Source organism: Trichococcus patagoniensis (assembly GCF_003051085.1).
GTDB classification, from domain to species: domain Bacteria; phylum Bacillota; class Bacilli; order Lactobacillales; family Aerococcaceae; genus Trichococcus; species Trichococcus patagoniensis.
In genome coordinates, this window is sequence record NZ_QAOM01000001.1 from 14,663 (window position 1) to 37,570 (window position 22,908).

Genomic DNA, 22,908 nt, shown 5'->3' on the forward strand with positions numbered 1-22,908 from the left:
TTTGCTCGGTCTGTTCTTTATGGATCAGAAAATTTCAATTTTACGTTTGGAAAGTACACTAGGTTCTTTTTTCGGAAGCACCAAATTCAAGACACCATCCGTCAGAGTAGCTGTAACATCTTCTTCGTTGATGCCTTTCAAATAAATTTCCCTGTGGACGGACCCCGAAGAACGTTCTTGGCGGATGATTTGTCCTTTTTCGTCTTTTTCGATTTTTTCCGATTTGCGGACGGCTGAAATGGAGAGAATGTCGTTGTCATAATCCACAGTGATATCCTCTTTGCTGTAGCCCGGCAGATCGGCTGTGACTTGATAGTTGTCCTCGGTTTCATGTACGTCCAATTTTATTTCCTGAAAAAAACGATTTTGAAACATCGATCCGGTATCCGACAGCAGGTCGAAGAAACTGTTGCTTTTGCGTAACTCATTTGACATTTGAAAAATCTCCTTTCTTTTTTGGTTGAACCTTTTGTTCACCCACAGTATATACCTACGTAAATCATAATTCCACCGATATGAATCCGGTTCCAAAAAGTGCGATGACGAAAGCAAAAGCTGATTCCGAACGGATAGTATGGTAAACTGTTTGAGGAGTTTTGAATCAGTTAATGCCTTGCACCGTGTACTCGGAAGAGGCCGGAAAGGACAGTTAAATATGAAAAAAATTGAGGCGGGCAGTCTCTATCTGAAACAACATCGGAATCTCTTCCAGTGTCCTATCTGCAAAGGGATCTTTGAAACGGTGGATGGGCATAGTGTCGTCTGTGCGAATGGCCATCATTTTGATGTATCAAAAAAGGGTACCCTGCATCTTTTGATGAAGGGAGGCCAGAATGAATACGGCAAAGAGATGCTCTCGAGCCGGAAAAATTTGGCGGACACCGGCTTTTTCCATCCGTTGTTGGATGCCGTTTATGCCCATATCGATGATCCGGAGTCGGCGACAGTTTTGGATGTCGGCTGCGGAGAAGGTTCCCATCTGCATTATTTGACCGAAAAGGGCTTAATGGGAACAAAAATCGGCTTTGATATATCGAAGGATGCGATCCAGCTGGCAGCGAGCAACTTTTTCCCGGATGCTTTCTGGTGCGTGGCCGATCTGGCGCATTCGCCTTTTGGAGAAAGTGCTTTTGATGTCATCTTGAACATCTTTTCACCATCGCAGTATCAAGAATTCGACCGTGTTCTGAAACCGGGTGGAAAGGTCATCAAGGTTGTGCCGAATGCAGAGTATCTGATCGAGTTAAGAGAGCAGTTGTACGCCTTGGATACTTCAAAGAGAGAGTACGACAATCAACAAGTGGTGGACCGATTCTACGATATCTATCCGGATGCTGTCAGCGAAGAAGTCATCTATACCGTGGATCTTGATGCAAAAAGCTATGGCTGGCTTATGGAGATGACGCCATTGTCCTGGGGCGCTTCTGAAGCAGCTTTGGCGAACGCGGCGGCAAATCCATTGCAGTCCGTCACGGTTGCAGTCACACTTTTGGTCGCCAGCAAAGCGGTCTGATTTTTACGTAAACGGAACATATCCTATGTTTCCGAAAAATATTGACACAGCGGTGTGATATGCTATAATACGTATATCATTTTGTAGCCATTATTATCGTTTTGTTCCACAAAATGACCTTGACCAACGTATCGCATTCGCCGTGCCTGACACCGAAACGATACGTTTTTTTGTGCGTATTTTCGCAATCTTTTTCGGAGGTCGACGGAGGCACCGAACGGTACACAAAATACTGACTGTCAGGAGCAAGAAAAATGAATTTTGCCGCATTGAAGGCTGAAATAATAGAAGAAAGCAAAAAAATGGGTATCGACAAACTGGGGTTCACGACTGCCGAACCTTTTGAATATATGTTGGAAAGTTTGAAGGAGCAACATGCGAAGGGCCATACGGTGGGCTTTGAGCACCCAGTCCTGGACGAACGGATTTATCCGGACCGGATATTCGACAAACCGCAGTCGATCCTTTCGATTGCGCTGGCCTACCCGAGCAAAATGACCGAAAATGCTGAGCGGGTGCGCGGAGAACGCCGCGGCAATTTCTCTCGCGCTTCCTGGGGGACCGACTACCATGTCATTCTCCGCGAAAGGATGGACCGCTTGATTGCCTTCATCCAGGAAAAAATTCCGGGTGCCCGCTTCAAGGCGATGGTGGATACAGGAGAGCTGATCGATACCGTGGTGGCGCAGCGGGCCGGGTTGGGCTTCATCGGCCGCAATGGACTATTGATCACGCGCGAATTCGGTTCCTACGTTTATTTGGGGGAAATCATCACCGATATCCCATTCCCTGCGGATGAACCGGGTATCTTCGGCTGCGGGGAATGCACGCGCTGTGTGGACTTCTGTCCGACCGGGGCGATTCTCGGCAACGGCCAATTGAATCCGAACAGCTGTCTTTCATACCAGACGCAGACAAAAGGGTACATGCCGGAAGCGTACCGTCAAAAAATCGGCCACGTCATTTACGGCTGTGATATCTGCCAGCAAGTCTGCCCATATAATCGGGGCATGGATCATCACTTGCATCCGGAAATGGAGCCGGAACCGGAAAGCGTCACGCCTGTGCTGCAGCCGATGCTGACGATCTCTAATCGGGAATTCAAGGAGCAATTCGGCCATTTGGCTGGTTCGTGGCGCGGCAAGAAACCGCTGCAGCGCAACGCGGTCATTGCTTTGGCGAATTATCGTGACCGGACGGCTATTCCGGAGCTGTTGCGGATGATTGAGCAGGATCCCCGGCCGGTGCTGCGCGGGACTGCTGCTTGGGCCATCGCGGAGATCGTGCGCGAATCCAATCCGGAATTGTTGGCTTTTTTCTCCGAACGGCTTATAATCGAAACGGACGAAGAGACCAAAGCCGAGATGGAGAAAGCGTATCTGAAGATGCTCGAATTGAAAGATACAGACTAATACACCAGAATGAAGGAGTTTCACTAATGACCAACCATATCGTACTATTTGAACCGCAGATCCCTGCGAATACAGGCAATATCGCGCGCACTTGCGCTGCAACCAATACAACTTTGCATCTGATCGAACCGCTGGGTTTTTCCACTGATGACAAACAGTTGAAACGCGCTGGGCTTGACTACTGGCATGACGTGAATATCATCCATCATGTTGATCTGGCGGCATTCCTCGCCTATTTGGGCGACCGCCAGCTGTATCTGATCACGAAATTCGCTGACCGCATCTACAGCGAGGCTGATTTTACAAAGGACGAGGATATTTTCTTCATCTTCGGAAAAGAGACGACCGGCTTGCCTGAATCTTTCATGCAGGAAAATGCTGAAAAATGTCTGCGCATTCCGATGAATGATGAGCATGTGCGTTCCCTGAACCTTTCGAACACTGCCTGCATGATCGTCTATGAGGCGCTGCGCCAGCAAGGTTTCCCTAATCTGGAATTGACCCACACTTATGAGAACGACAAGTTGAAGGGTTAGGACCTCAACTATCAAATTGAATCGCAAACTGTTCGGCCGAAAGCAAAAAAGCTCCGGCCGTTCTTTTTTTATCGCCCCTAAATAGGTATAATGAATGTAACGGAAAATCGAAAAGGGGATGGAATGATGGAAAAAGCTGCATTATTGGCCTTACAGAATGGATCGGATGTTCGCGGGATCGCGATTGCGACGGAAAAACATGAAGCGACGCTGACGGCGGACAAAGTGACGCGCATCGGCTATGGTTTCGTGGATTGGCTTCAAAAAGGGAAAAACATCAGCTTAAGCGGCGAAAAGAAAGTCAAAATTGCGATCGGACAGGACAGCCGCTTATCCGGTGGGGACATCAAAGCGGCACTAATGGCAGGCATGGCGCCTTATGCCGTCGAAATCATCGATGTCGGCCTCTGCACTACGCCGGCGATGTTCATGTCTACGCAGTACGAAGATTACGCCACGGATGCAGCAATCATGATCACGGCCAGCCATCTCCCTTTTGAATACAACGGGCTGAAATTCTTCACCAAAACGGGTGGAGCGGAGCACGAAGATATCGAAGAAATTCTGGAATATGCCTACGAAATGCCTGAAGCATTCGCTGAAAAAGCACAAGCGGCTGTTGTGACCGAGATGGACCTGCTTTCGACTTACGCAGCCGATCTCCAGGACAAAATCCGCAAAGGCATCGCTTCAGCGGAAAACCCTGAAAAACCTTTGACAGGACGCCACATCATCGTCGATGCCGGCAACGGGGCGGGCGGATTTTTTGTGGACCGGGTGCTGCAGCCATTGGGAGCCGACACTTCCGGCAGCCAATTCCTTGATCCGGACGGCACTTTCCCGAATCACGTTCCGAACCCTGACAATAAGGCCGCGATGAAGAGCATCCAAGATGCGGTTATCGCAAACAAGGCCGATCTTGGGATCATCTTCGACACGGATGTGGACCGTTCCGCGATCGTCGACAGCGACGGAAAAGCGTTCAACCGCAACAATCTGATTGCGTTGATTTCGGCGGTACTGTTGAATGAAGAGCCGGGCGCGACAATCGTAACGAATTCTGCGACTTCCGCCCATCTGGAAACGTTCATCACGGACCTTGGCGGCGTTCAGGACCGTTATCTGACCGGTTACCGGAATGTCATCAACCGCGGCATCGAATTGAATGAAGCGGGCACCAATGCGGTGTTGGCTATCGAAACGAGCGGACATGCGGCGCTGAAGGAAAATTATTTCCTGGATGACGGTGCCTACCTGATCGCAAAACTGCTGGTCGCGGATGCGCAGTTGTCAACGGAAGGAAAACGCTTGGGCGATCTGATCGCGACACTTGGCCAGCCGGCTGAAACGATGGAGTACCGCTTTACGATCATCGAAGAACCGATTTTTGAAGTGGGCAACGCCATCATCAAGGATTTCGCAACTTTCATCGCTGCGACCGAGGACATGGCGTTGGTTGCGGATCATCTTGAGGGTGTGCGCGTGAATCTGAGCGGCGAGTGTGGGGAAGGCTGGTTCATCTTGCGTTTGAGCCTGCATGAGCCGTTGTTGGTATGGACGATCGAAAGCGATGAAATCGGCAAACTGCCGTTAATTGCGAAAACGGTGCTGCCTTTCTTCAAGGGGCGTCCGGAATTGGATACGGGGCATCTTCACTAAGAAATCTCATCAAAAAAAGACTTTGCGGCAGGCATATGATTGCCTGCCGCAAAGTCTTTTTTGTTTGCTTATTCGGTTACTTCGGGTTCTTCTTTTTCTTCCGAATCTGCAGAATCAACATGGTTCTTCGGTTTCTTTGTCGTAAAAATATCGATGACGATAATCGAGTTTTTCTCTTTTTGGATGGCCTTGAAGCGGTAACCGTGGTATGCGACTTCTTCGCCTTCCTTGACGTCATACTTTTGGTCCAGCAGCCAGCCGCCCATCGTATCGACGTTTTCGTTGTCGATGTCCAGGCCGAACAGGTCGTTGACATCATCGATCAGCATGCGGGCACTGATGCGGTAATGGTCCTCCCCCAGCATGATGAACTCCGGTTGATTTTTCGTCTCGAAATCATCGCTGATGTCGCCGACGATTTCCTCCACGATGTCCTCCATCGAAACGAGGCCGCTCGTACCGCCGTATTCGTCAATCAGAATGGCTACTTGGTTGTGTTCCTTTTGCATTTTCACAAGGAGTTCCTTGATCGGAATCGTTTCGATGACCGTGATGACAGGACGAACGAAATCGGTGACGGTGAATTTGCTTTCGTCCTTGTTTTGGACAGCTTCGACAAAGGCAGCGAAGACTTCTTTGGTGTTGATGACGCCTACGATCGAGTCTTTATCCTCGCGCATGACCGGATAGCGGGTATACTTTTCCTGCTGAACGACATTTGCGATATCGCTAAGCGTCATTTCGAAGTCGACCGCTACGATTTCCGTACGCGGAACCATGATTTCGCGCGCCATCCGCTCATCGAAGTTGAAGACATTTTCCACGAATTGGTACTCTTCGCGGTTGATTTCGCCGCTTTTCAGGCTTTGGCTCATGATCAGGCGGAGTTCTTCTTCGGATACATTGTCGTCCGATTCACCGATCGTTTTCATTCCGATCGCTTTGGAAATGCCATTGGCGGTTTTGTTCAGCACAAAAATCAGTGGGAACATCACGCGGTACCAAATGTTCAAAGGTTTGGCGATGCGCAATCCTAACTTTTCAGTACGGCTCAAGGCGACGTTTTTCGGAACGAGTTCTCCGATGATGACTTGGATGGAAGTTAAAACAGCGAAGGAAACAACGAAGGACAGGATTGTCGCGATTGCGCTAGGGATCGGCAGGTTGCCAAAAAGTGTATCGAACAGACGTTTAAAGGTGGGATCCCCTAACCAACCTAAGCCGAGGGATGTGATTGTAACCCCCAGTTGCGTCGCTGAAAGATAACTGTCCAGTTTGACGGTCATATTTTTCAATAATTTTGCTTGCGGATTGCCTTCTTCAACAAGGAAATCCAGTCTGGAAGGGCGTATCCTGACCAGCACATATTCCGACATGACGAAAAAAGAAGCGATGAAGAGGATAAGAAAAAATAAGATTAAACCGGTTGTAATTGACATAATTGATTGTCTGCTTCCTGCAAGGGCAGCAGACTTCACCTCCTGTGAAATAATGATCCTGAATAGGAAATTTCTTCACGAGATCTCTGGTTTCACGCTGAAACAAATGAAAGCGACCAAAAGAATCCCTGAAAATACACGTTTTCGAAAATTCTTTTGGTCTACAGATGATTGTCATCTGATGCGTTCTGTCCCACTGGTGCCACCTACCTTAATAATTATTTAAGCAAAATTCGGTTATTTCAAAACGATACTTATGCTAAAATTATAAATCAAAATAGAGAAATTGCAACACGAGCGCACTTCTGCTACTTAAGTCGGGTTTCTTATTTGAGCGATTCCTGTTACTATGATACGGAATCCTGTTATCGCGATGTGCCTTCATGTGACAAACTTATGTTGCTGCTCCACTGCCACACGCACCGCATAGGCATTCAGCAAGCCGGGGGGATGTAGAAAATGAAGAAGGATGAAAAAATGCAGAATAAACCATTTAAGGAAATTTTAAAAGCCGGTTGGGTCCGTTTCAACGAGAAACGCAAAAACCTCTGGCGGAAATACCGGATCAACAAGTTCATTGTATTGTCCTTGTTGATCTTTACATTGATCAGCAGCACCTATCTTGTCTTTTTGGCAAAGACCGCCAATGTCGAAAATCTGAAGGCCGGCCTGGAACAGACAACCGTCATCTACGACCGCTACGGGAATGAAGCCGGAGAACTTTATTCGCAGAAAGGGACGTTCGTTACGATCGACCAGATTTCTCCGAACATCCAGACTGCCGTCGTTTCGACGGAAGACAAGCGTTTCTACACGCACACCGGGGTTGACCCGATCGGAATCGGCCGTGCCGCTGTCGGTTTCGTGCTGAATGGCGGGAACATCGTCGGCGGGGGCTCGACACTTACACAACAGCTGGCCAAAAATGCCTACCTGACGTTGGATCAGACGCTGATCCGGAAAGCTAAGGAGCTGTTTCTGGCATTCGAAATCGAAAATAAATACACGAAGGACGAAATACTTGAGATGTACTTGAACAACGCCTACTTCGGTTCCGGGGTGTGGGGAGTCGAGGATGCTTCGCAGAAATACTTCGGAATCCCAGCGAGTGAAGTCAGCTTAGCGCAAGCAGCCGTTCTGGCGGGAATACTGAAGTCGCCGAGCTACTATAATCCGATTGATAATTATGAAGCGAGCACTGACAGAAGGAATACGGTCCTGCAGCTGTTGGCAGACAATGCGTTTATCGATCAAGCCACAGCGGATGCGGCAATCGCCGAAGATATCAATGTTGTGGATAACTATTATGCCGACAGCGGTTATAACTATCCCTACTATTTCGATGCGGTCATAAACGAGGCCATCAATACCTATGGACTGGATGAAGAGGATCTGCTGAACCGTGGCTACAAAATCTACACCGGTCTGGATCAGGATTATCAGATTCAGATGGATACTGCCTATGAGAATGCCTATCTGCCGGCTGCCGAAGACGGGACTTTGCTGCAGAGTGCTTCTGTTGCCTTGGAGCCGACCACAGGGGATGTTCTTGCGGTCGTCGGAGCAACAAATTATGAAGGTTTCCGTACCTTTAACCGCGCAACACAGATGTCTATGGCACCGGGTTCGACAATCAAACCGTTGTCCGTCTATACGCCGGCTCTTGAGGCGGGATACGAAGTGGACGCGGAAGTGATGGATGATGATTCTTTGACGTATGGCGATGACGCCTATTCTGTATGGAACTATAATCAGTACAGTCTTGATGATACGTTGCCGATGTACCAAGCGCTTGCCGAGAGCAAGAACACGTCCGCTGTGTGGCTGTTGGACAAGCTTGGCATCCAAAAAGGGATCGCCAAGTTGGCGGATTTCGGGATCCCCATCGGTGAAGCCGATGAAAATCTGGGCGCGATCGCCTTAGGAGGGATGAGCACCGGTGTGTCGCCAGTGCAGTTGGCCAGTGCGTATACGACTTTTGTGAATGAAGGGGTGCGCACAGAAGCGCGCTTCATCACGAAAATTGTCGATGCGACCGGTGCCGTGATCGTGGACAATACGAATCCGGAAACGAACCGTGTCACGACGGCGGCAGTCGCGGAGGAAATGACGAGCATGCTGATGGGCGTGTACGCAGATGGCGGAACCGGCGCATCGGCACAACCATCGAACGGCATGGTGATCGCCGGCAAGACCGGAACGACGGAGCTTGACCGGGAAACAGGCTACATCAAGTCGCAGTGGATGGTGGGGTACACGCCCGATCTTGTCGTCGCTACTTGGTTGGGGTATGACGAAACCAATGAAGCCCACAATCTGAACAACGCCGGCAAGACGATGGCGAATTTGTACAGTGCCGAGATGGGCGCTTTGCTGTCGATCAGCCCGCAGACAGAATTTATGGTCGCCGCTGCCGAAGAAACCTATGACAGTGGCATCATAAATGGGCTGAAAAATGGATTGGATGAGTTCATGAACGAAATGGGTTCGTTCGGACAGAGCATCGGCGAGGGTTCACAAAAATTGTTCGATTGGGCCAATGAAGCTTTTGGGCAGTAAGAATTGATTTAAGGAAAGACAGGCTGTGACGGCTTGTCTTTTTTTGTGCTTGTTGAGGAATGTCTGATAATTGTAGGGAATCGGACAAGCGGAGAGTAAAGGTACAGCGAGTTGTCCGATAAGCCAGAAGAATCGGACAAGCTGAGCATAATGTTCTAAGAGATCGTTCGGCTTAATAAAAGTTTGTGCTCGATTTCTAACCGCGATTCATCACGCTCTGCGTAAACGCGTTCTGAATACCAGAAATCTCCGCCTAAGCTGACTAACACACACGGACAAAAAACGTCCGCTTTGTGTTAGTCCTCTTAGTGCTCGATTTCTAGAACGGGATTCATCACGCTCTGATAAGAACATATTTTCGTGTTTTTTGATGGCTTTATTGTTCGGATAATGTTATAGTTTAGGTAATATGCGAATGGAAGGAATGGGATAATGAGTAATATTTATGATACGGCTTATGAGTTGGAAAAAAATCTGCGTGAGGCTTCTGTTTTTACTGAGTTGTCTTCAGCTTATGCTACAATGAGAGAAGATAAAGTGGCTTTTGAGTTGTTTGAGGAGTTCCGTAATGTGCAAATCGGGCTGCAACAAAAACAAATGACAGGTGAAGCGATCACTGATGATGATGTGGCTTCTGCTCAAGCAATTGCTGAGAGAGCATCCGGCAACGAAGTTATCCAATCTTTGATGGCTAAAGAACAACAGTTGAGCCAGTTGATGGAAGAAGTCAACGCCATCATCACAAAACCGTTGCAAGAATTATACGCGCCTGCACAAGATTAAGACTTAATTTTTTACGATAAGCTGTGACCATTTCCGAAAGAATGGCCGGATGATAGATAAGGACAGGATTCAATGCATTGCCTATCAATGCCGTCCAATGTTCTTCATCCGATATTTGGCGGAAATGGCGCAGTTTTTTTGATTTTATATATTTTCCAAAGGGATTTTATCTTCTTTATCAGATTTAGCATAGAATGCGGAAGGAAGGACAGCTTGTGATTACATTTATCCATACAGCGGATCTCCATCTGGATAGCCCTTTTAAGGGGATAAAACAGCTGGAACCGCAACTTTTTGATGCCATTTACCAGTCCACTTTTGATTCCTTTCGGGAACTGGTGACGCAAGCCATCGCGGCGGAAGTTGATTTTTTTCTGATCAGCGGGGATATCTACGATGAGGAGAATCAGAGCGTAAAGGCGCAAGCTTTTCTGAGGGATGAACTGGGGCGGCTGGATCGTTCCGGTATCCCGGTTTATTTGTCGCATGGGAACCACGATTTTCTCGGAAGGGAAGCACTCAAACTGCAGCTTCCCGAAAACGTCACGGTCTTCGAAAAAGAAGTAACGACCGAAATGCTGACCACTAAAGCAGGGGAGCGGGTAGCCATCACCGGCTTCAGCTACCCTTCCAGATGGGTCGAGGAACGGATGATCGTCGAATACCCGAACCGGAATCACAGCGTGGATTACCACATCGGGATGCTGCATGGCTTTCTAGAAGGCTTGAACTCTTCCGAAGGCGTCTATGCGCCGTTTTCTTTAGGCGAATTGAACGCGAAAAACTATGATTATTGGGCTCTGGGGCATATCCATAAAAGGCAGCAGCTGCAGACGGCCCCGCCTGTCGTCTATTGCGGCAATACGCAAGGACGCAATCCGAACGAGACCGAAGCGAAAGGCGCTTATCTGGTAACGCTCCAAAAAGGGATGACGCCGACGCTGTCTTTTCTCCCGACGGCTCCGATTGTTTGGGAAAAAGAGACAGTTTCGTTGCTTGGATGCAAAACCCTGAATGATGTATTCGCGCGCATAGAGGAACGAATGGACCATCATCGCTCCCAGAGTGGATCGAGCGTTTTGTTGTCGCTGCTGTTCACGGACATCCAGGAGCTTCATCCCGATGTCGTCAAAAAGATTGAGGACGAAGAGATGCTGGAGGGTGTCAGACAACGGTTGGAACGGCCTTTCATCTATCTTTATCAGTTGAAAATTGCGGTTGATACGGAAAAGGAACTGTTTTCTTTTGATCAGGTCATGAAGGAAAGTTTTTCGAAAAGTTGGACGGAAATCAATGGCGATGACGTATTCTATCAACAGCTGGATAACTTTTTCCAACATCCGCTCATCCGGACGACATTCCCTGATTTAAAAAAAGACCGAAGTTTCAAAGAGGAAGTGCTGGCTGCAGCAAAGACCAGACTGGTGCAGGCGGTCGCGTTTGAGGAGGAAGACAGTGAAGATACGGAAGATTGAAATATACGGCTACGGAAAATGGGTGAACCGGTCCTTTGATGATGTGCAGGATCTGCAGGTCTTTCATGGCAAAAATGAAGCCGGCAAAAGTACCTTGTCATCCTTCATCAACAGCATCCTCTTCGGGTTTCCCAGTGCCCGCAAGAAAGATCAGAATCTGTATGTTCCGAAACAAGCGCAAGCATACGGTGGCCGCTTGTTTTTGGAGGACACGCGGTTCGGGGATGTCATCGTTGAACGGGTGAAAGACCGCAACAAAGGGCAAGCCCTCGTTACGCTGCCGGATGGTGTCCAGCAGACGACAAAAAATCTCGGGCGTTTCCTGTTGGGGATGGATCGTGAGACTTTCGAGTCGTTATACACATTCAAAATAGACAGCCTGCTTTCTTTGAAAAAAACCCAAAAGGAAGAGCTCAATCATTATCTGTTGAGCATCGGAACCAGCGGGAGCGAGCGTTTGCTGCAATTAGCCAAAGAATACCGTGACGAAGCCGCGAAACGATTCAAACCGACAGGCAGCGTTCCACCATTGAACAAGAAGATACAGGCTGCTGAAAAACTGCAAAGGAAGCTTCAGCAAGCAAAAGCAAAGAATGCGACTTATGAAACGTCGCTGCTTCATTTATCGGACAGCCAAAAACAGCAGGCCGAGCTGTTGTCCCGTCAAAAGGAACTGGAGCAGGAACAAACCGCAATCGCAGAAAGTTTACGGTTGGCGGACAGTTATCAGGAGTGGAAACGGCTGGAAAAAGAAATTACGGCAGTCGACTACAGTGAAGTGCCTGAAGATGCCCGTTACCTGTGGCAGAACCAGCAGGAAAAAATGGCCGGGTCGATCCAAGCGCAAACGCAACTCCAGGAACGGTTAGCGCAGTTGCAGAGACAGTTGGGTGAATATGTCCATGTGGAATGGTACAAGGCGCATCAACCGGATTTTGCTGCTTTGCAGCACAGTGCAGCCAAAACACAAGCGGATCTGAATAAGATCAGTTATCTTGAAAATGAAGTCAGCAACAACAAGGCTGACTTGGCCAAACAAAAAATGGCCTTGGGGTTGAACCTGGCGCTTCCCGCTCCGGAGCCGCTGAACGAAGAAGAACGCGTACAGCTGCAGCAGCTTGCGCAGGACATCCGACAGATCGAAGAACAGCTACTGCGGTTGGATCACAACATCGGTTTTCATGAGGAACAGCTGGAAACCCTCCAGCAAGAAGAGACTCGACTGCAACACGAGAAGCTTGCTGAGGAAGCATATGCCGCGCTGCAAAACGATGTGCAACAGCCGAGGCAAAGAATTGCTGCACCCGCCCCAACGAAAAGAAATCCGCTTGGCATGATGTTACTGGCGGCTGCAGCTGTGTTTGTGATCCTGTCCTTTGTTCTGGCGGACTTCAGGATAATTGCTTGGGTGTTGGCCGCTTTGCTTGCTGTCGGTGGCGTTTTCCTGATGGGAAGGAAGCCTCAGACGACAATCAAGGATGCTGCCTTCCCAGAAGGCTCCTCCGAAAATGCGATGGAGCAATTTCTGAAGCAAGCGGCTGTCAGGGAAAGGATCTCGGTTGTAACCAGAGAGCTCGAAGAGTTGCAGGATAAGTTTTTGGAACTTTTGAATAGCCGGGAAGAGCTGGAAGAGCGCGGAAATATGCTCCAAACCGAATGGACGACCTTCCTGCAGCAGAAAGGATATCCGGCGCGCATGACGGCAACGGAACTCCTGCAATTGGACCCCGGTGCCGTGTTGGCGGAGAAGGCCGCCCTGATCATCAATCAGGAAGCCGAAATGCGCAATCTTAATTTCGCCGTGAATAAATGGAATGAGCAGACTGCGTTCATCCGCAGCCGTTTCCATTTTGAACATCTGACAGTGACTGAAATGGTCGCACGCTTCTCCGAGATACAGAATGCCGTCATTTTGGAAGAAAATATGGCTTCGAATGTTCAGGATAAAATCAATGAATTGCAGCAAGAGTTGGAGCAGATCCAACGCGACCTTACCGAGTCTCATCAACAGAGGCAGCGGCTATTGGATCAGGCAAACGCAAAAACGGAAGCTGAATTTTACCAGTTGTTGGCTCTGAAGGAGAAGCAGGAGCAGAACCTCAAACGCAAAGGATTTTTGGATGAGCAGGTCAGTGGGCGCGAACAACTCTTGGATCGTTATGGCGATGCCAAGAAGAGCACAGCCCTTTACGAAAAAAATGAACTGGAAATGCAGCGTTTGAAGGCCGAAATGTCTACACTTCAAAGAACGGAAGTGGAACTGAAGCATCAGTTGGAACAATTGGAAGAAGGCGGGACCTACAGTGCCTTGCTGCAGGAGTTCGCTTTGGCCGAAACCGAGCTGAGGGACCTTGCCATCGAGTGGGCCGGCTTGGTTACAGCCGGAGAGTGGATTGAAGGGGCTTTGCGTTACGGGAAAGAGGATCGCCTGCCGCTAATGCTCGATGATACGATAACCTTCTTCAGTCGGTTGACGGAAGGTGCATATACCGGGATTGCGTTCCAAAAGAACGGCATGAAGGTGCAACGTAAGGATGGAACAACCTTCTTACCAAATGAATTGTCGCAGGGAACGGTGGAACAGCTTTACATTGCGCTGCGACTTGCGTTTGTGAAGAACACTGCTGATATCGTCAGTATGCCGATCTTGATTGACGATGGTTTTGTGAACTTCGATGATGACAGGAAAAATATCATGTTTACATTGCTTGAAGAGCTGAGTGAAGATGTGCAGGTGCTCTTTTTCACGTTTGATGACCTTTGCGTTCAACGATTTCCACAGAAACAAGTATACATGTTAAAATAGGAGTGAAAGGGGCTGATAGGCGTGGCCAAAAAAATATATGAACACGAAATAGATGATAATTTTGAAATTTATGTGCTGATCAAAAGTGCGGATATCCGTCTGGCAAAAAACGGCAAGAAATTCATCGCTTTTACTTTTCAGGACCGCAGCGGTCAAATTGATGGGAAGTACTGGGACGCAAAAGAGGAGGACATCCAACAATTCCAAGCTGGCCAAGTCGTTGCCGTAACCGGCAAACGGGAAATGTATCAGAACAATCCCCAACTGCGTATCACAAAACTCAGGCTCGCCCGCGAAGGGGAACCAAGCCGACCTGAACTCTATATGGAGCGTGCTCCGTTGAAATCGGAAGAAATGGTGGAGGAAGTCAGCCAAATCCTGTTTGAGATCACGAGCGCACCAATCAACCGGATTGTCCGCCATATACTCAAAAAATATCAACGTGAATTTTTCGAGTATCCGGCTGCAAAACGTCACCATCATGCCATCGTAGGCGGACTGGGTTTCCATACGGTATCGATTTTACGGATGGCGAAAACGGTCATCCAACATTATCCTACGGTCAATAAATCGTTGCTGTACGGGGGAGTGATTCTCCACGACATTGGGAAAACGATCGAGTTGAGCGGCAGCATGTCGACCGAGTATACTCTGAAAGGGAATCTGATTGGGCACATCGTCCTGATTGATGAAGAAATCACCAAAGCCTGTCTGTCCCTGAACATCGATGAGGACAGCGAAGAAGTGATTTTGTTGAAACACATTGTTCTGGCACATCACGGCAAACAAGAATTCGGTTCGCCGGTAACGCCTCATCTTTTGGAAGCTGAAATCATCCATCATCTTGATAATTTGGATGCTTCCATCAATATGATTGATACGGCCTTATTGCGCACGACACCGGGAACGTTCAGCGAGCGGATTTTCGGGTTGGAGAACCGCAGCTTCTATAAACCGCTCTTTACTCAAGCTGCTGAAGAAGGGCAATAACAAAAAAACACGCAAGCTACCAGCATCAAAAGGCTGGTAACTTGCGTGTTTTAAATTATAGGGATTAGTTTGCAGATTCGGATGTAGCTGATTTTGCTTCTGAACTAGCTGCTTCTGAAGTTGTTGCTTCAGATGTTGCATCTGATGAGCTTGTTTCTTTCGCAGGCAAGAATTGATCGATTGCTGCTGCCAAATCTTCGTCCTTGATTTCAACATTTGCTGCTTGGACGATTGTGGACATGACGGATGTCAGGTAATCATTGTCGGCAAGTTTTTCGTCCATCATCACTGTTTCGATGTTTTCGCGTTCTTCTTCCAATGTTCCTTTTTCTGTCTTCTCGATCATCTTGATGATGTGGTAGCCGTATTCGGTAGCGACTGGTGTTTGTGTCACTTCACCGACTTCAAGTGAATAAGCGGCTTCTTCGAAGGCTGCGACCATTTCGCCTGCTCCGAACAATCCTGTTTCTCCACCGTTTTCAGCAGTCGCTGTGTCGGTAGAGTTGGCCTTAGCCAATTCAGCGAAATCAGCACCTTCATTGATTTGGTTGATCAGATCTACAGCAGTTGCTTCATCCGCAACCAAGATATGCTGTACGTTGATTTGTGGTTGGTACGCTTCATAATAGGCCTCAACTTCTTCATCCGTGAAAGTCGTTTCAGCTCGTACTGCTGCTTCGATCAGTTTGTTCAAATACAATACATCTTGGTATTCTTCTTTATTTGCGAAGCCTGATTGTGACAAGATGTAGTTGAATGTTTCTTCTCCGCCGTATTGTTCGATGGTCGTCAACAGTTCAGCTTCGGTTTCAGCTTCTAATTTATTATCTCCGATTTTATCGTTCAATACATCGATCAAAATCAGACGTTGCAAGACGGTTTCGCCGATTGATGCTTTCATTGCGTCGTATAATTCATCTTTTGTGATATCGCCTGCTGGAGTCGTTGCGACAGTTTCGCCGGTCGAGCAGCCTGCTAATGTGATGGCCGTCAGGAAAGCAACGGACGTCAATGCTAATTTCTTTTTCATGAATGTGGCACTTCCTATCTATTTCTATTTATCTATCTCATGAATAACCATCTATAAATATATCATAAACGCCGTGATTATGGAAAATATTCCTTAAAAACGCTAGCAAACTTCTCAGAAAATTCATATCTGCAGCCCAATTTGAAAGCGAGCAAAAACCGCAACATAGCACAAAAAGAGGGGCCCCCTGCCTGCAACGGTGGCAGATTGCTCAAAATGCCAATATTTGGTATCATGAGTTGATAAAAAGAAAGGACTGGGGGAAACTTTGTGAAATGTGAAATGAGTTCTGCGTTTTGCCAATGGCTGGAGATCAACAATTTTCATCTGAAGGTCGAGAGCACATTGGAAAGAGGTTTGCAGACGAACCATAACCTTTCTCTGAAAGAGTTCTATGTCCTTTATTTCTTGTCACAGGAATCGGATCAAAAGCTGAAACTCCAGGATCTGGAGGACAAGGTCGGCTTGAGCCAAAGCGCAGTGTCGAGATTGGTCAGCAAGTTTGAGGCGAAGGGCTGCGGAGCGTTGGAGCGGAATGTCTGCGAGCAGGATCGGCGGATCATCTATACGTCCTTGACGAAAACTGGTGCAGCAAAACTGGCTGCAGCGGCTGCGACAGTGGAACAGGTGCTCACGGAATCTTTCGCGGCGATGCCGATACAGTCGCTTTTCAAACTATCCGATAATCAGAATAAATAGGGGTTCTTGACTGGACTCCTTATGACAGAAATACAGAAAAATATGCCGCGCCAAATGACCGTTTATCCGGTTTGCATTTGGCACGGCATATTTTTTATTTCGATTACTGATTTGCTGCATCTGTCGCTGCAGGCATTTGCGATTCCAAGCTCGCAGCGACTTGTTCCATATCTTCAGTCAACACTGCAATCTTATCGTTGATGCGGTTGATTCTGGGTTGAACTTGCTGGGTGAATTTCTCAACCGATTTTGCCACATCTTCAGTGACTGTCGTGACGGAAGCCAACCCTTCATTGGTCAATGATTGGATCGCGTTGCGCAGACCTTGGACGCTTACGTTGAGGTCTTCGACCGCAAGTGTGTTGTCTTCAAGGTAAGCTTTCGCTTTCTCACGATTTTCTTTTCCGCTGCGGGGGGTGTTCAGCAAGCCAAGCAGACCACCGACTACCGTGCCGAATACTATTCCTTCCATAAATGAACGCATATTTATTCCTCCAGACTATCTTTGATGGCTGCGACTACTTTTGCCAATTCTTCCTGCGAATATTTTCCTTCGTGCGTCTTCCATTTCAAACCGAAACCATCCGAATCCGAATCTTCGTAACGCGGCAAGAAGTGGATATGCGAATGGAAAACAGACTGGTAAGCTATCGAACGATTATTGTTCAGAATGTTCAGTCCCAAAATGTCATCGCTGGAACGTTCGATTGCGCGCGCGATTTTAGGGATGCGCGAAAAGACTTCCTTCGCCAATTCTTCATCATATTCAAAAATATCAGCGACATGCTTCTTGGGTACCAGCAGCGTATGACCTTTTGTCACTTGTGATAAATCCAGGAACGCAATGACGACATCATCTTCATAGACAATGCTGCTCGGGATTTCGTGGTTCGCGATTTTGCAAAAAATACAATCTGTCATATGCCTGACCTCTTTCTGTCCATAATCTACTTTATCCTATAGCATAACTTTATCATATTTGCGTTTTATTTGATATCCTGAGGGTAAAATGGAGCCGCTGTCAGCAAGATATTTGGGATGAGGCAAGCCTGTGCTATAATATAAGGCACAAACGCATGCGAAAGGGACGGTTAAATGGCACTATTATTGGAGAATGTCACGGGCGGCTATACGCAATTGCCTGTCATAAAAAATATAAATTTTGAGGTCAAAGCAGGTGAATTGACTGGATTGATCGGCTTGAACGGAGCAGGCAAGAGCACGACCATCAAACACATTATCGGTCTGATGATGCCTTTCAGCGGAAGGATTGCGATCGATGGCCGGACGTTGCGCGAAGATACGGAGCGTTATCGCCAGTCCTTCGCTTTTATTCCCGAGACGCCGGTGCTCTACGAAGAGCTCACTTTAAGGGAACATTTGGAAATCACAGCGATGGCTTACGGAATCACGGAAGCAGTCGCCCTGGAAAAGGCGATGCGCTACATTCGGGATTTCCGTCTGGAGGACAAACTGGACTGGTTTCCGGCTTATTTTTCCAAAGGCATGAAACAAAAAGTGATGATCGTCTGTGCATTCATGTTGGATGTGCCGGTATATGTCATCGATGAACCATTCCTGGGTCTCGATCCGCTTGGCATCCACTCATTCCTGGAGATGGTCAGGGAGAAAAAAGCGCAAGGTGCAGCAATTTTGATGTCCACGCATGTGCTGGCTTCTGCCGAAAAAGAATGTGATAATTTCGTCCTGCTTCACCATGGTGAGGTTAAAGTGAAAGGCACGATGGCAGATTTGCAGGCTGAAATGGGTATGCCGGGAGCGAGTCTGGATGAGCTTTACATCAGCTTGACGAAAGAAGTGGATCGACCATGAACCTGGACAGTATCTGGAAAAGAAGGCAACAACTGCACCTGAAAAAATTCAGCCGCTACAGCAAATATATCTTCAATGATCATTTCGTCCTGGTGCTACTATTTCTGCTGGGAGCTTTGGCTTACCAATATTCCGAATTCGTGAAAACCGTGACGCCGGATTTCCTTTGGGGAAAGCTTCTGATAGTGGCTATTTTTTCCGGCAGCATTTTTATCGGTAAGCTGGCGACCTTTTTGGAGCCGGCCGATCAAGTGTTCCTTTTGGCTAAAGAAAAGGAATGGGGGAGCTATTTCAGCAAAGCGAAAAAATACAGCCTGATCCTTCCGACGGTTCTGTTGTTCTTTTTGGCAGCCGCGGCAATGCCGATGCTTTTTGCCGGGAGAACGATCGGGGCAAGTGATTTGTTTCCGATTTATGCAACCTTGATTCTGTTGAAAATGAACCATTTGGATCTGCAGGAACTGGGCCTGAAGATAGGCGACAGGAAAGTTCGCCAAAAAAATGACCTCTACTTGGCTTGCGCGGCGATTTTATCGTTCAGCATCGCGATATTTTTTCATCCATGGGTTGCGCCGGTACTTGTAATTCTGTATACTATGTTTCTGCGTAAAAAAGTACAAGTGGCGTATGAGGCGCGCTATCCGCTCTATCAATGGGAGCAGATGATCGCCTCGGAAGAACAACGCAAGGCTCGCATAAACCGAGTCATCAATCTGTTTACGGATGTTCCTCAAGTGAAGAGCAAAGCAAAAAGAAGAAAATATTTCGACGGTTTGCTGCGCCGCGTTGAAGGCAAAGGCAATTCCTATCAGTATTTATACGCGCGGGCATTTTTGCGCGGGACAGATTACAGCGGCTTGTTTTTCCGCCTGTTGGGCATTGGCTTGTTGTTGCTTCTGTTCACGCCGTCAGCCGGATTTTCTTTAGGACTCAGTCTGTTATTCCTTTATTTGACAGGATTCCAGCTGATGCCGCTGTATTTCCATTTCAGTGAAAATATGCTGTACCGGCTTTATCCGACGCAGCGCGAAGCTAAATTTTCCGGTTTCAAGCGTTTGCTGGGCTACCTTTTGGGAGTGGAAGGATTCTTTTTTGCGGGAATCATCTTCATCAACAACAGTTGGCAGACGGGATTGGCTTCAATAGCCTTAAACGCCGGGTTCATCTGGTTGTTCATCCAGTTTTACATGGGCGGCCGTACAGAAAAAAGGGAAGCGGCAAATTACTGATGCACGGGTTAAACGCGCTTCAGTTCCGAAACCCCATGGAATATTCTTGACTGAATATGTAAAGAAATCTAAAATGATAATTGTATGCGAGTGATGGCCGTTGCGCTTTCAGAGCAAAACGATCTGCGTCGCCGAATGAACACGTAGCGCATGAACAGAAGAGCAGACCGAGATAGCTGGGGCTTTCGTCCCGGCTCCTTCTTTTCAATGATATGAATTTACCAAATTAAAAGTGCATCACCTTTGGTGCTTCACATATTTGCAAAATGTTTTATGCACCAAAAAAGATGTCTAGCGGTCCAAGCCTGCCTCTCGGAAATTAGATAAATCTGACCCATTGCGCTCTGCGATGCTCATTCAGGGCCAGATTTCCTAAATTTCTTTCAAGGCAGAGCGGGCTTGTACCGCTTTTCAAAACTAAAGATTAGAGTAAGGAATGAGCTCGATGGATTATAAAATGGACTCAGGGTGGCGGCTACATCCCATCGGAGGAGACACAGGACAAGCTTATATGGGCACCAGAGCCGAGGAAAGAGTCTTTTTGAAAAGAAACTCTTCACCTTTCTTAGCTGCGCTTTCCGTTGAGGGGATCACACCGCGATTGATCTGGACCAAACGGGTCGGCAACGGGGATGTCCTGACAGCTCAGGAATGGCTCTACGGCAGGGAATTGAATCCGGATGAGATGAAAGGGAAGACTGTGCGGGACATCCTGCATCGCATCCATCATTCCGAAAATCTCCTGAAGATGCTTCAGAAGGTAAAGGGTGAAATCTTCAACCCAATCAATTTCTACAACCTGTACGTTGCGGATTTGCCGGATGATCTTCAATCCAATTCAGTCCTTCAACAGGTGACTGAATATGTGAAAAACAGCATCGCCAGCATCGACGACTCGCAAAAGACGGTCTGCCACGGAGACGTGAATCGGAAAAATTTCCTGTTGGATGAGGAAGACCGGTTGTATCTGGTGGACTGGGAAATGGTCAAAATTGCCGATCCCTTCTCGGACATCAGTACCTTGCTTGTGCAATACGTTCCCTATGAAGAATGGGGAGTTTGGTTGGAGCAGTATGGCTTGCAGATGAATGACAATATGGAACGCCGTTTGGAGTGGTACAGCATGATGGTGTGCCTCTGCATGATCAAAAAGAGCCATTCGCAGGAACGCAATGTGGAAATGAACCAACTGATTCTGTTGCTCAAACAGCTTTATCAGAATCGCCTAAACAGTTATTTATGAAATCCTCTTCGTCTTATACGAACGGAAAGGATTTCTTTTTTCGAAAAAAAACAGATAAGAAAGAGGAGAATTATGCGCGTAAGAAATAAACCATGGGCTGCCGAAAAATTGGCTGAAAGTACCCAATATGTAGTGATGGAACCAGCGGATTGGAAAGGGAAATGGCAGGAACGCTTCGGCAACGAGCAACCGATCCATGTGGAAATCGGTTCCGGAAAGGGCCAGTTCATCGTTGAGATGGCTCGCATGCATCCGGAAGTGAACTATATCGGGATCGAACGCCAGACGAGCGTAGCGGTCATGACGCTTGATAAGATGATCGAATCAGGTCTGAAAAATGTCCAGTTGCTGAATACGGACGGAGAGAATGTAGCAGATTTCTTTGCGGAAGGCGAAGTGGCTCGCGTCTATCTGAACTTTTCCGATCCGTGGCCAAAGTCCAAACACGACAAACGCCGCTTGACCTACAAAAATTTCCTGCGGAACTATGAGCAAATCCTGGTCTCCGGCGGGGAAATCCATTTCAAGACGGATAACCAAGGCTTGTTCGAATATTCGTTGGCGAGCTTCTCGCAATACGGAATGACGTTGAAGCAAGTGTGGTTGGATCTGCACAAGAGCGACTTTGAGGGGAACATCATGACGGAGTACGAAGCGAAGTTCTCTTCAAGAGGAGACCGCATCTACCGCGTTGAAGCAGCGTTCCCGAAGAAAGCAACGGCTGATTCAGAAAAATAGAACAGAAACCAAACTGAAGGAGCCCTCTCAAAAAAATGAGACGGCCCCTTCTTTTTTGTAACCAAATGAATATCTGATTGTCGGTTGTTGGAATGACTATGAATACCGAAAAGCCGACAGATGCATGATCTCTCGGGTGATCAGGTCACCGTCCTGGGCGTACGCCCGACAGAAGAGCGATCTGTCGGGTGTTTTGCGGTCTTCGGTATCCGTTCAGCCGACAGATGCGGGTTCTCTCGGGTGATCAGGTCACCGTCCTGGGCGAACGCCCGACAGAAGAGCGATCTGTCGGGTGTTTTGCGGTCTTCGGTATCCGTTCAGCCGACAGATGCATGATCTCTCGGGTGATCAGGTCACCGTCCTGGGCGAATGCCCGACAGAAGAGCGATCTGTCGGGTGTTTTGTGGTCTTCGGTATCCGAATAGCCGACAGATGCGGGTTCTCTCAGGTCTCTCCCCCGCAAATGCGCAGAAACACCAGACAGATAGAGGGCCGTCTCAATGAGACGGCCCCTTCTTTTTTCATGATTTTTTTTAGAGTTTGTATAAGTCCAAAATGGTCCCTGTGTAGGCGTCGGCGATGAATTCATATTGCACCAACACGCCTTCTTCTTTACGTGAGATTCCGCCGTAATACACATCCGTTTTTGAAGAATAACGACTGAGCGGGACAGGATGCAGTTCGATCCATGATCCTTCGATCGGTGCTTCAGCCAAGAACATCTTTTTGACGTTTTCCAGTATTTTGTCACCGTTTACAGTCCGTTTCTGCTCATAGCAAAGGGCTGTCACGACTGAGCCGAGTACAAGTCCGGCTCCGAATAAAATGCCGCCCAAAATTTCTTCTTTGTGTTTTTTGCACATGCATTTTTCCAAAAAGTTCATCATGTGTTCCTCCTCAAAGTGATGCGCTTTCTTTTTTCTCCCTCAAGTATAGCAATAAAACAAAAAAAATAATAGGGAAA

General features: G+C 47.8%; 20 protein-coding genes. 14 read left to right on the top strand and 6 right to left on the bottom strand.

The window, feature by feature from the left end; genetic code table 11:
• Positions 1-24 precede the first annotated feature (24 nt).
• Positions 25-435 carry an Hsp20/alpha crystallin family protein gene (locus tag C8U37_RS00130; protein ID WP_107996006.1) on the bottom strand — a complete coding sequence of 137 codons (411 nt, stop codon included), beginning with the start codon at positions 433-435 and terminating at the stop codon, positions 25-27.
• A 220-nt stretch (positions 436-655) separates the two neighbouring features.
• Between C8U37_RS00130 and C8U37_RS00135 the strand changes: the two genes are divergently transcribed.
• The 4 genes from C8U37_RS00135 to C8U37_RS00150 all read left to right on the top strand — a co-directional run bounded on the left by C8U37_RS00135 (position 656) and on the right by C8U37_RS00150 (position 5,120).
• Positions 656-1,513, top strand: coding sequence for a methyltransferase domain-containing protein (locus tag C8U37_RS00135; protein WP_108031180.1), 858 nt, complete (start codon positions 656-658; stop codon positions 1,511-1,513).
• A 254-nt stretch (positions 1,514-1,767) separates the two neighbouring features.
• Positions 1,768-2,925 carry a tRNA epoxyqueuosine(34) reductase QueG gene (queG, locus tag C8U37_RS00140; RefSeq protein ID WP_108031182.1) on the top strand — a complete coding sequence of 386 codons (1,158 nt, stop codon included), beginning with the start codon at positions 1,768-1,770 and terminating at the stop codon, positions 2,923-2,925.
• A 26-nt stretch (positions 2,926-2,951) separates the two neighbouring features.
• Positions 2,952-3,461, top strand: coding sequence for a tRNA (uridine(34)/cytosine(34)/5-carboxymethylaminomethyluridine(34)-2'-O)-methyltransferase TrmL (trmL, locus tag C8U37_RS00145; RefSeq protein ID WP_108031184.1), 510 nt, complete (start codon positions 2,952-2,954; stop codon positions 3,459-3,461).
• A 126-nt stretch (positions 3,462-3,587) separates the two neighbouring features.
• Positions 3,588-5,120, top strand: a complete 1,533-nt coding sequence (locus C8U37_RS00150; protein ID WP_425445652.1) for a phosphohexomutase domain-containing protein — start codon at positions 3,588-3,590, stop codon at positions 5,118-5,120.
• Between the two features lie 68 nt (positions 5,121-5,188).
• Here the strand turns inward: C8U37_RS00150 and C8U37_RS00155 are convergent, their stop codons facing one another.
• Positions 5,189-6,559 carry a hemolysin family protein gene (locus C8U37_RS00155; RefSeq protein ID WP_108031188.1) on the bottom strand — a complete coding sequence of 457 codons (1,371 nt, stop codon included), beginning with the start codon at positions 6,557-6,559 and terminating at the stop codon, positions 5,189-5,191.
• A gap of 459 nt (positions 6,560-7,018) precedes the next feature.
• Here C8U37_RS00155 and C8U37_RS00160 point away from each other — a divergent pair, with 459 nt between their 5' ends.
• The 5 genes from C8U37_RS00160 to C8U37_RS00180 all read left to right on the top strand — a co-directional run bounded on the left by C8U37_RS00160 (position 7,019) and on the right by C8U37_RS00180 (position 15,172).
• A complete protein-coding gene (locus tag C8U37_RS00160) occupies positions 7,019-9,118 on the top strand; it encodes a PBP1A family penicillin-binding protein (protein ID WP_108031190.1) in 2,100 nt (699 codons plus the stop codon).
• 432 nt (positions 9,119-9,550) lie between these two features.
• Positions 9,551-9,901 (top strand): YlbF/YmcA family competence regulator, encoded by a 351-nt coding sequence (locus tag C8U37_RS00165; protein WP_108031192.1) that lies wholly within the window; start codon positions 9,551-9,553, stop codon positions 9,899-9,901.
• Positions 9,902-10,116: 215 nt separating this feature from the next.
• A complete protein-coding gene (locus tag C8U37_RS00170) occupies positions 10,117-11,376 on the top strand; it encodes a metallophosphoesterase family protein (protein WP_170100129.1) in 1,260 nt (419 codons plus the stop codon).
• Positions 11,357-14,182 carry an ATP-binding protein gene (locus tag C8U37_RS00175; protein ID WP_170100130.1) on the top strand — a complete coding sequence of 942 codons (2,826 nt, stop codon included), beginning with the start codon at positions 11,357-11,359 and terminating at the stop codon, positions 14,180-14,182. The genes C8U37_RS00170 and C8U37_RS00175 overlap by 20 nt, the downstream gene beginning before the upstream one ends.
• A gap of 21 nt (positions 14,183-14,203) precedes the next feature.
• Complete coding sequence (locus C8U37_RS00180) at positions 14,204-15,172, top strand: 3'-5' exoribonuclease YhaM family protein (protein ID WP_108031198.1); 969 nt, start codon at positions 14,204-14,206, stop codon at positions 15,170-15,172.
• Positions 15,173-15,236: 64 nt separating this feature from the next.
• Here C8U37_RS00180 and C8U37_RS00185 read toward each other — a convergent pair whose 3' ends face one another.
• On the bottom strand, positions 15,237-16,202 hold the full coding sequence (locus C8U37_RS00185; RefSeq protein WP_108031200.1) for a peptidylprolyl isomerase: 966 nt from the start codon (positions 16,200-16,202) through the stop codon (positions 15,237-15,239).
• A gap of 270 nt (positions 16,203-16,472) precedes the next feature.
• On the opposite strand from C8U37_RS00185, the gene C8U37_RS00190 reads away from it, so the two are divergent.
• Positions 16,473-16,901 carry a MarR family winged helix-turn-helix transcriptional regulator gene (locus C8U37_RS00190; RefSeq protein ID WP_211306088.1) on the top strand — a complete coding sequence of 143 codons (429 nt, stop codon included), beginning with the start codon at positions 16,473-16,475 and terminating at the stop codon, positions 16,899-16,901.
• A 103-nt stretch (positions 16,902-17,004) separates the two neighbouring features.
• On the opposite strand, the gene C8U37_RS00195 is transcribed toward C8U37_RS00190, so the two are convergent.
• Positions 17,005-17,385, bottom strand: a complete 381-nt coding sequence (locus C8U37_RS00195) for a YtxH domain-containing protein (protein ID WP_108031202.1) — start codon at positions 17,383-17,385, stop codon at positions 17,005-17,007.
• A gap of 2 nt (positions 17,386-17,387) precedes the next feature.
• Positions 17,388-17,822 (bottom strand): HIT family protein, encoded by a 435-nt coding sequence (locus C8U37_RS00200; RefSeq protein WP_108031204.1) that lies wholly within the window; start codon positions 17,820-17,822, stop codon positions 17,388-17,390.
• 174 nt (positions 17,823-17,996) lie between these two features.
• Here C8U37_RS00200 and C8U37_RS00205 point away from each other — a divergent pair, with 174 nt between their 5' ends.
• From C8U37_RS00205 to trmB, 4 genes are all read left to right on the top strand, one after another.
• The gene (locus C8U37_RS00205; RefSeq protein ID WP_108031206.1) at positions 17,997-18,734 is read left to right on the top strand and encodes an ABC transporter ATP-binding protein; all 738 of its coding nucleotides are present in this window, start codon (positions 17,997-17,999) and stop codon (positions 18,732-18,734) included.
• A complete protein-coding gene (locus tag C8U37_RS00210) occupies positions 18,731-19,963 on the top strand; it encodes an ABC transporter permease (RefSeq protein WP_108031209.1) in 1,233 nt (410 codons plus the stop codon). The genes C8U37_RS00205 and C8U37_RS00210 overlap by 4 nt, the downstream gene beginning before the upstream one ends.
• A 445-nt stretch (positions 19,964-20,408) precedes the next feature.
• Positions 20,409-21,206, top strand: a complete 798-nt coding sequence (locus C8U37_RS00215; protein WP_108031211.1) for a phosphotransferase family protein — start codon at positions 20,409-20,411, stop codon at positions 21,204-21,206.
• Positions 21,207-21,278: 72 nt separating this feature from the next.
• Entirely contained in the window at positions 21,279-21,944 is a 666-nt protein-coding gene (gene trmB, locus C8U37_RS00220) for a tRNA (guanosine(46)-N7)-methyltransferase TrmB (protein WP_086628399.1), read from the top strand.
• 533 nt (positions 21,945-22,477) lie between these two features.
• On the opposite strand, the gene C8U37_RS00225 is transcribed toward trmB, so the two are convergent.
• On the bottom strand, positions 22,478-22,831 hold the full coding sequence (locus tag C8U37_RS00225) for a PepSY domain-containing protein (protein WP_233436803.1): 354 nt from the start codon (positions 22,829-22,831) through the stop codon (positions 22,478-22,480).
• Positions 22,832-22,908 lie beyond the last annotated feature (77 nt).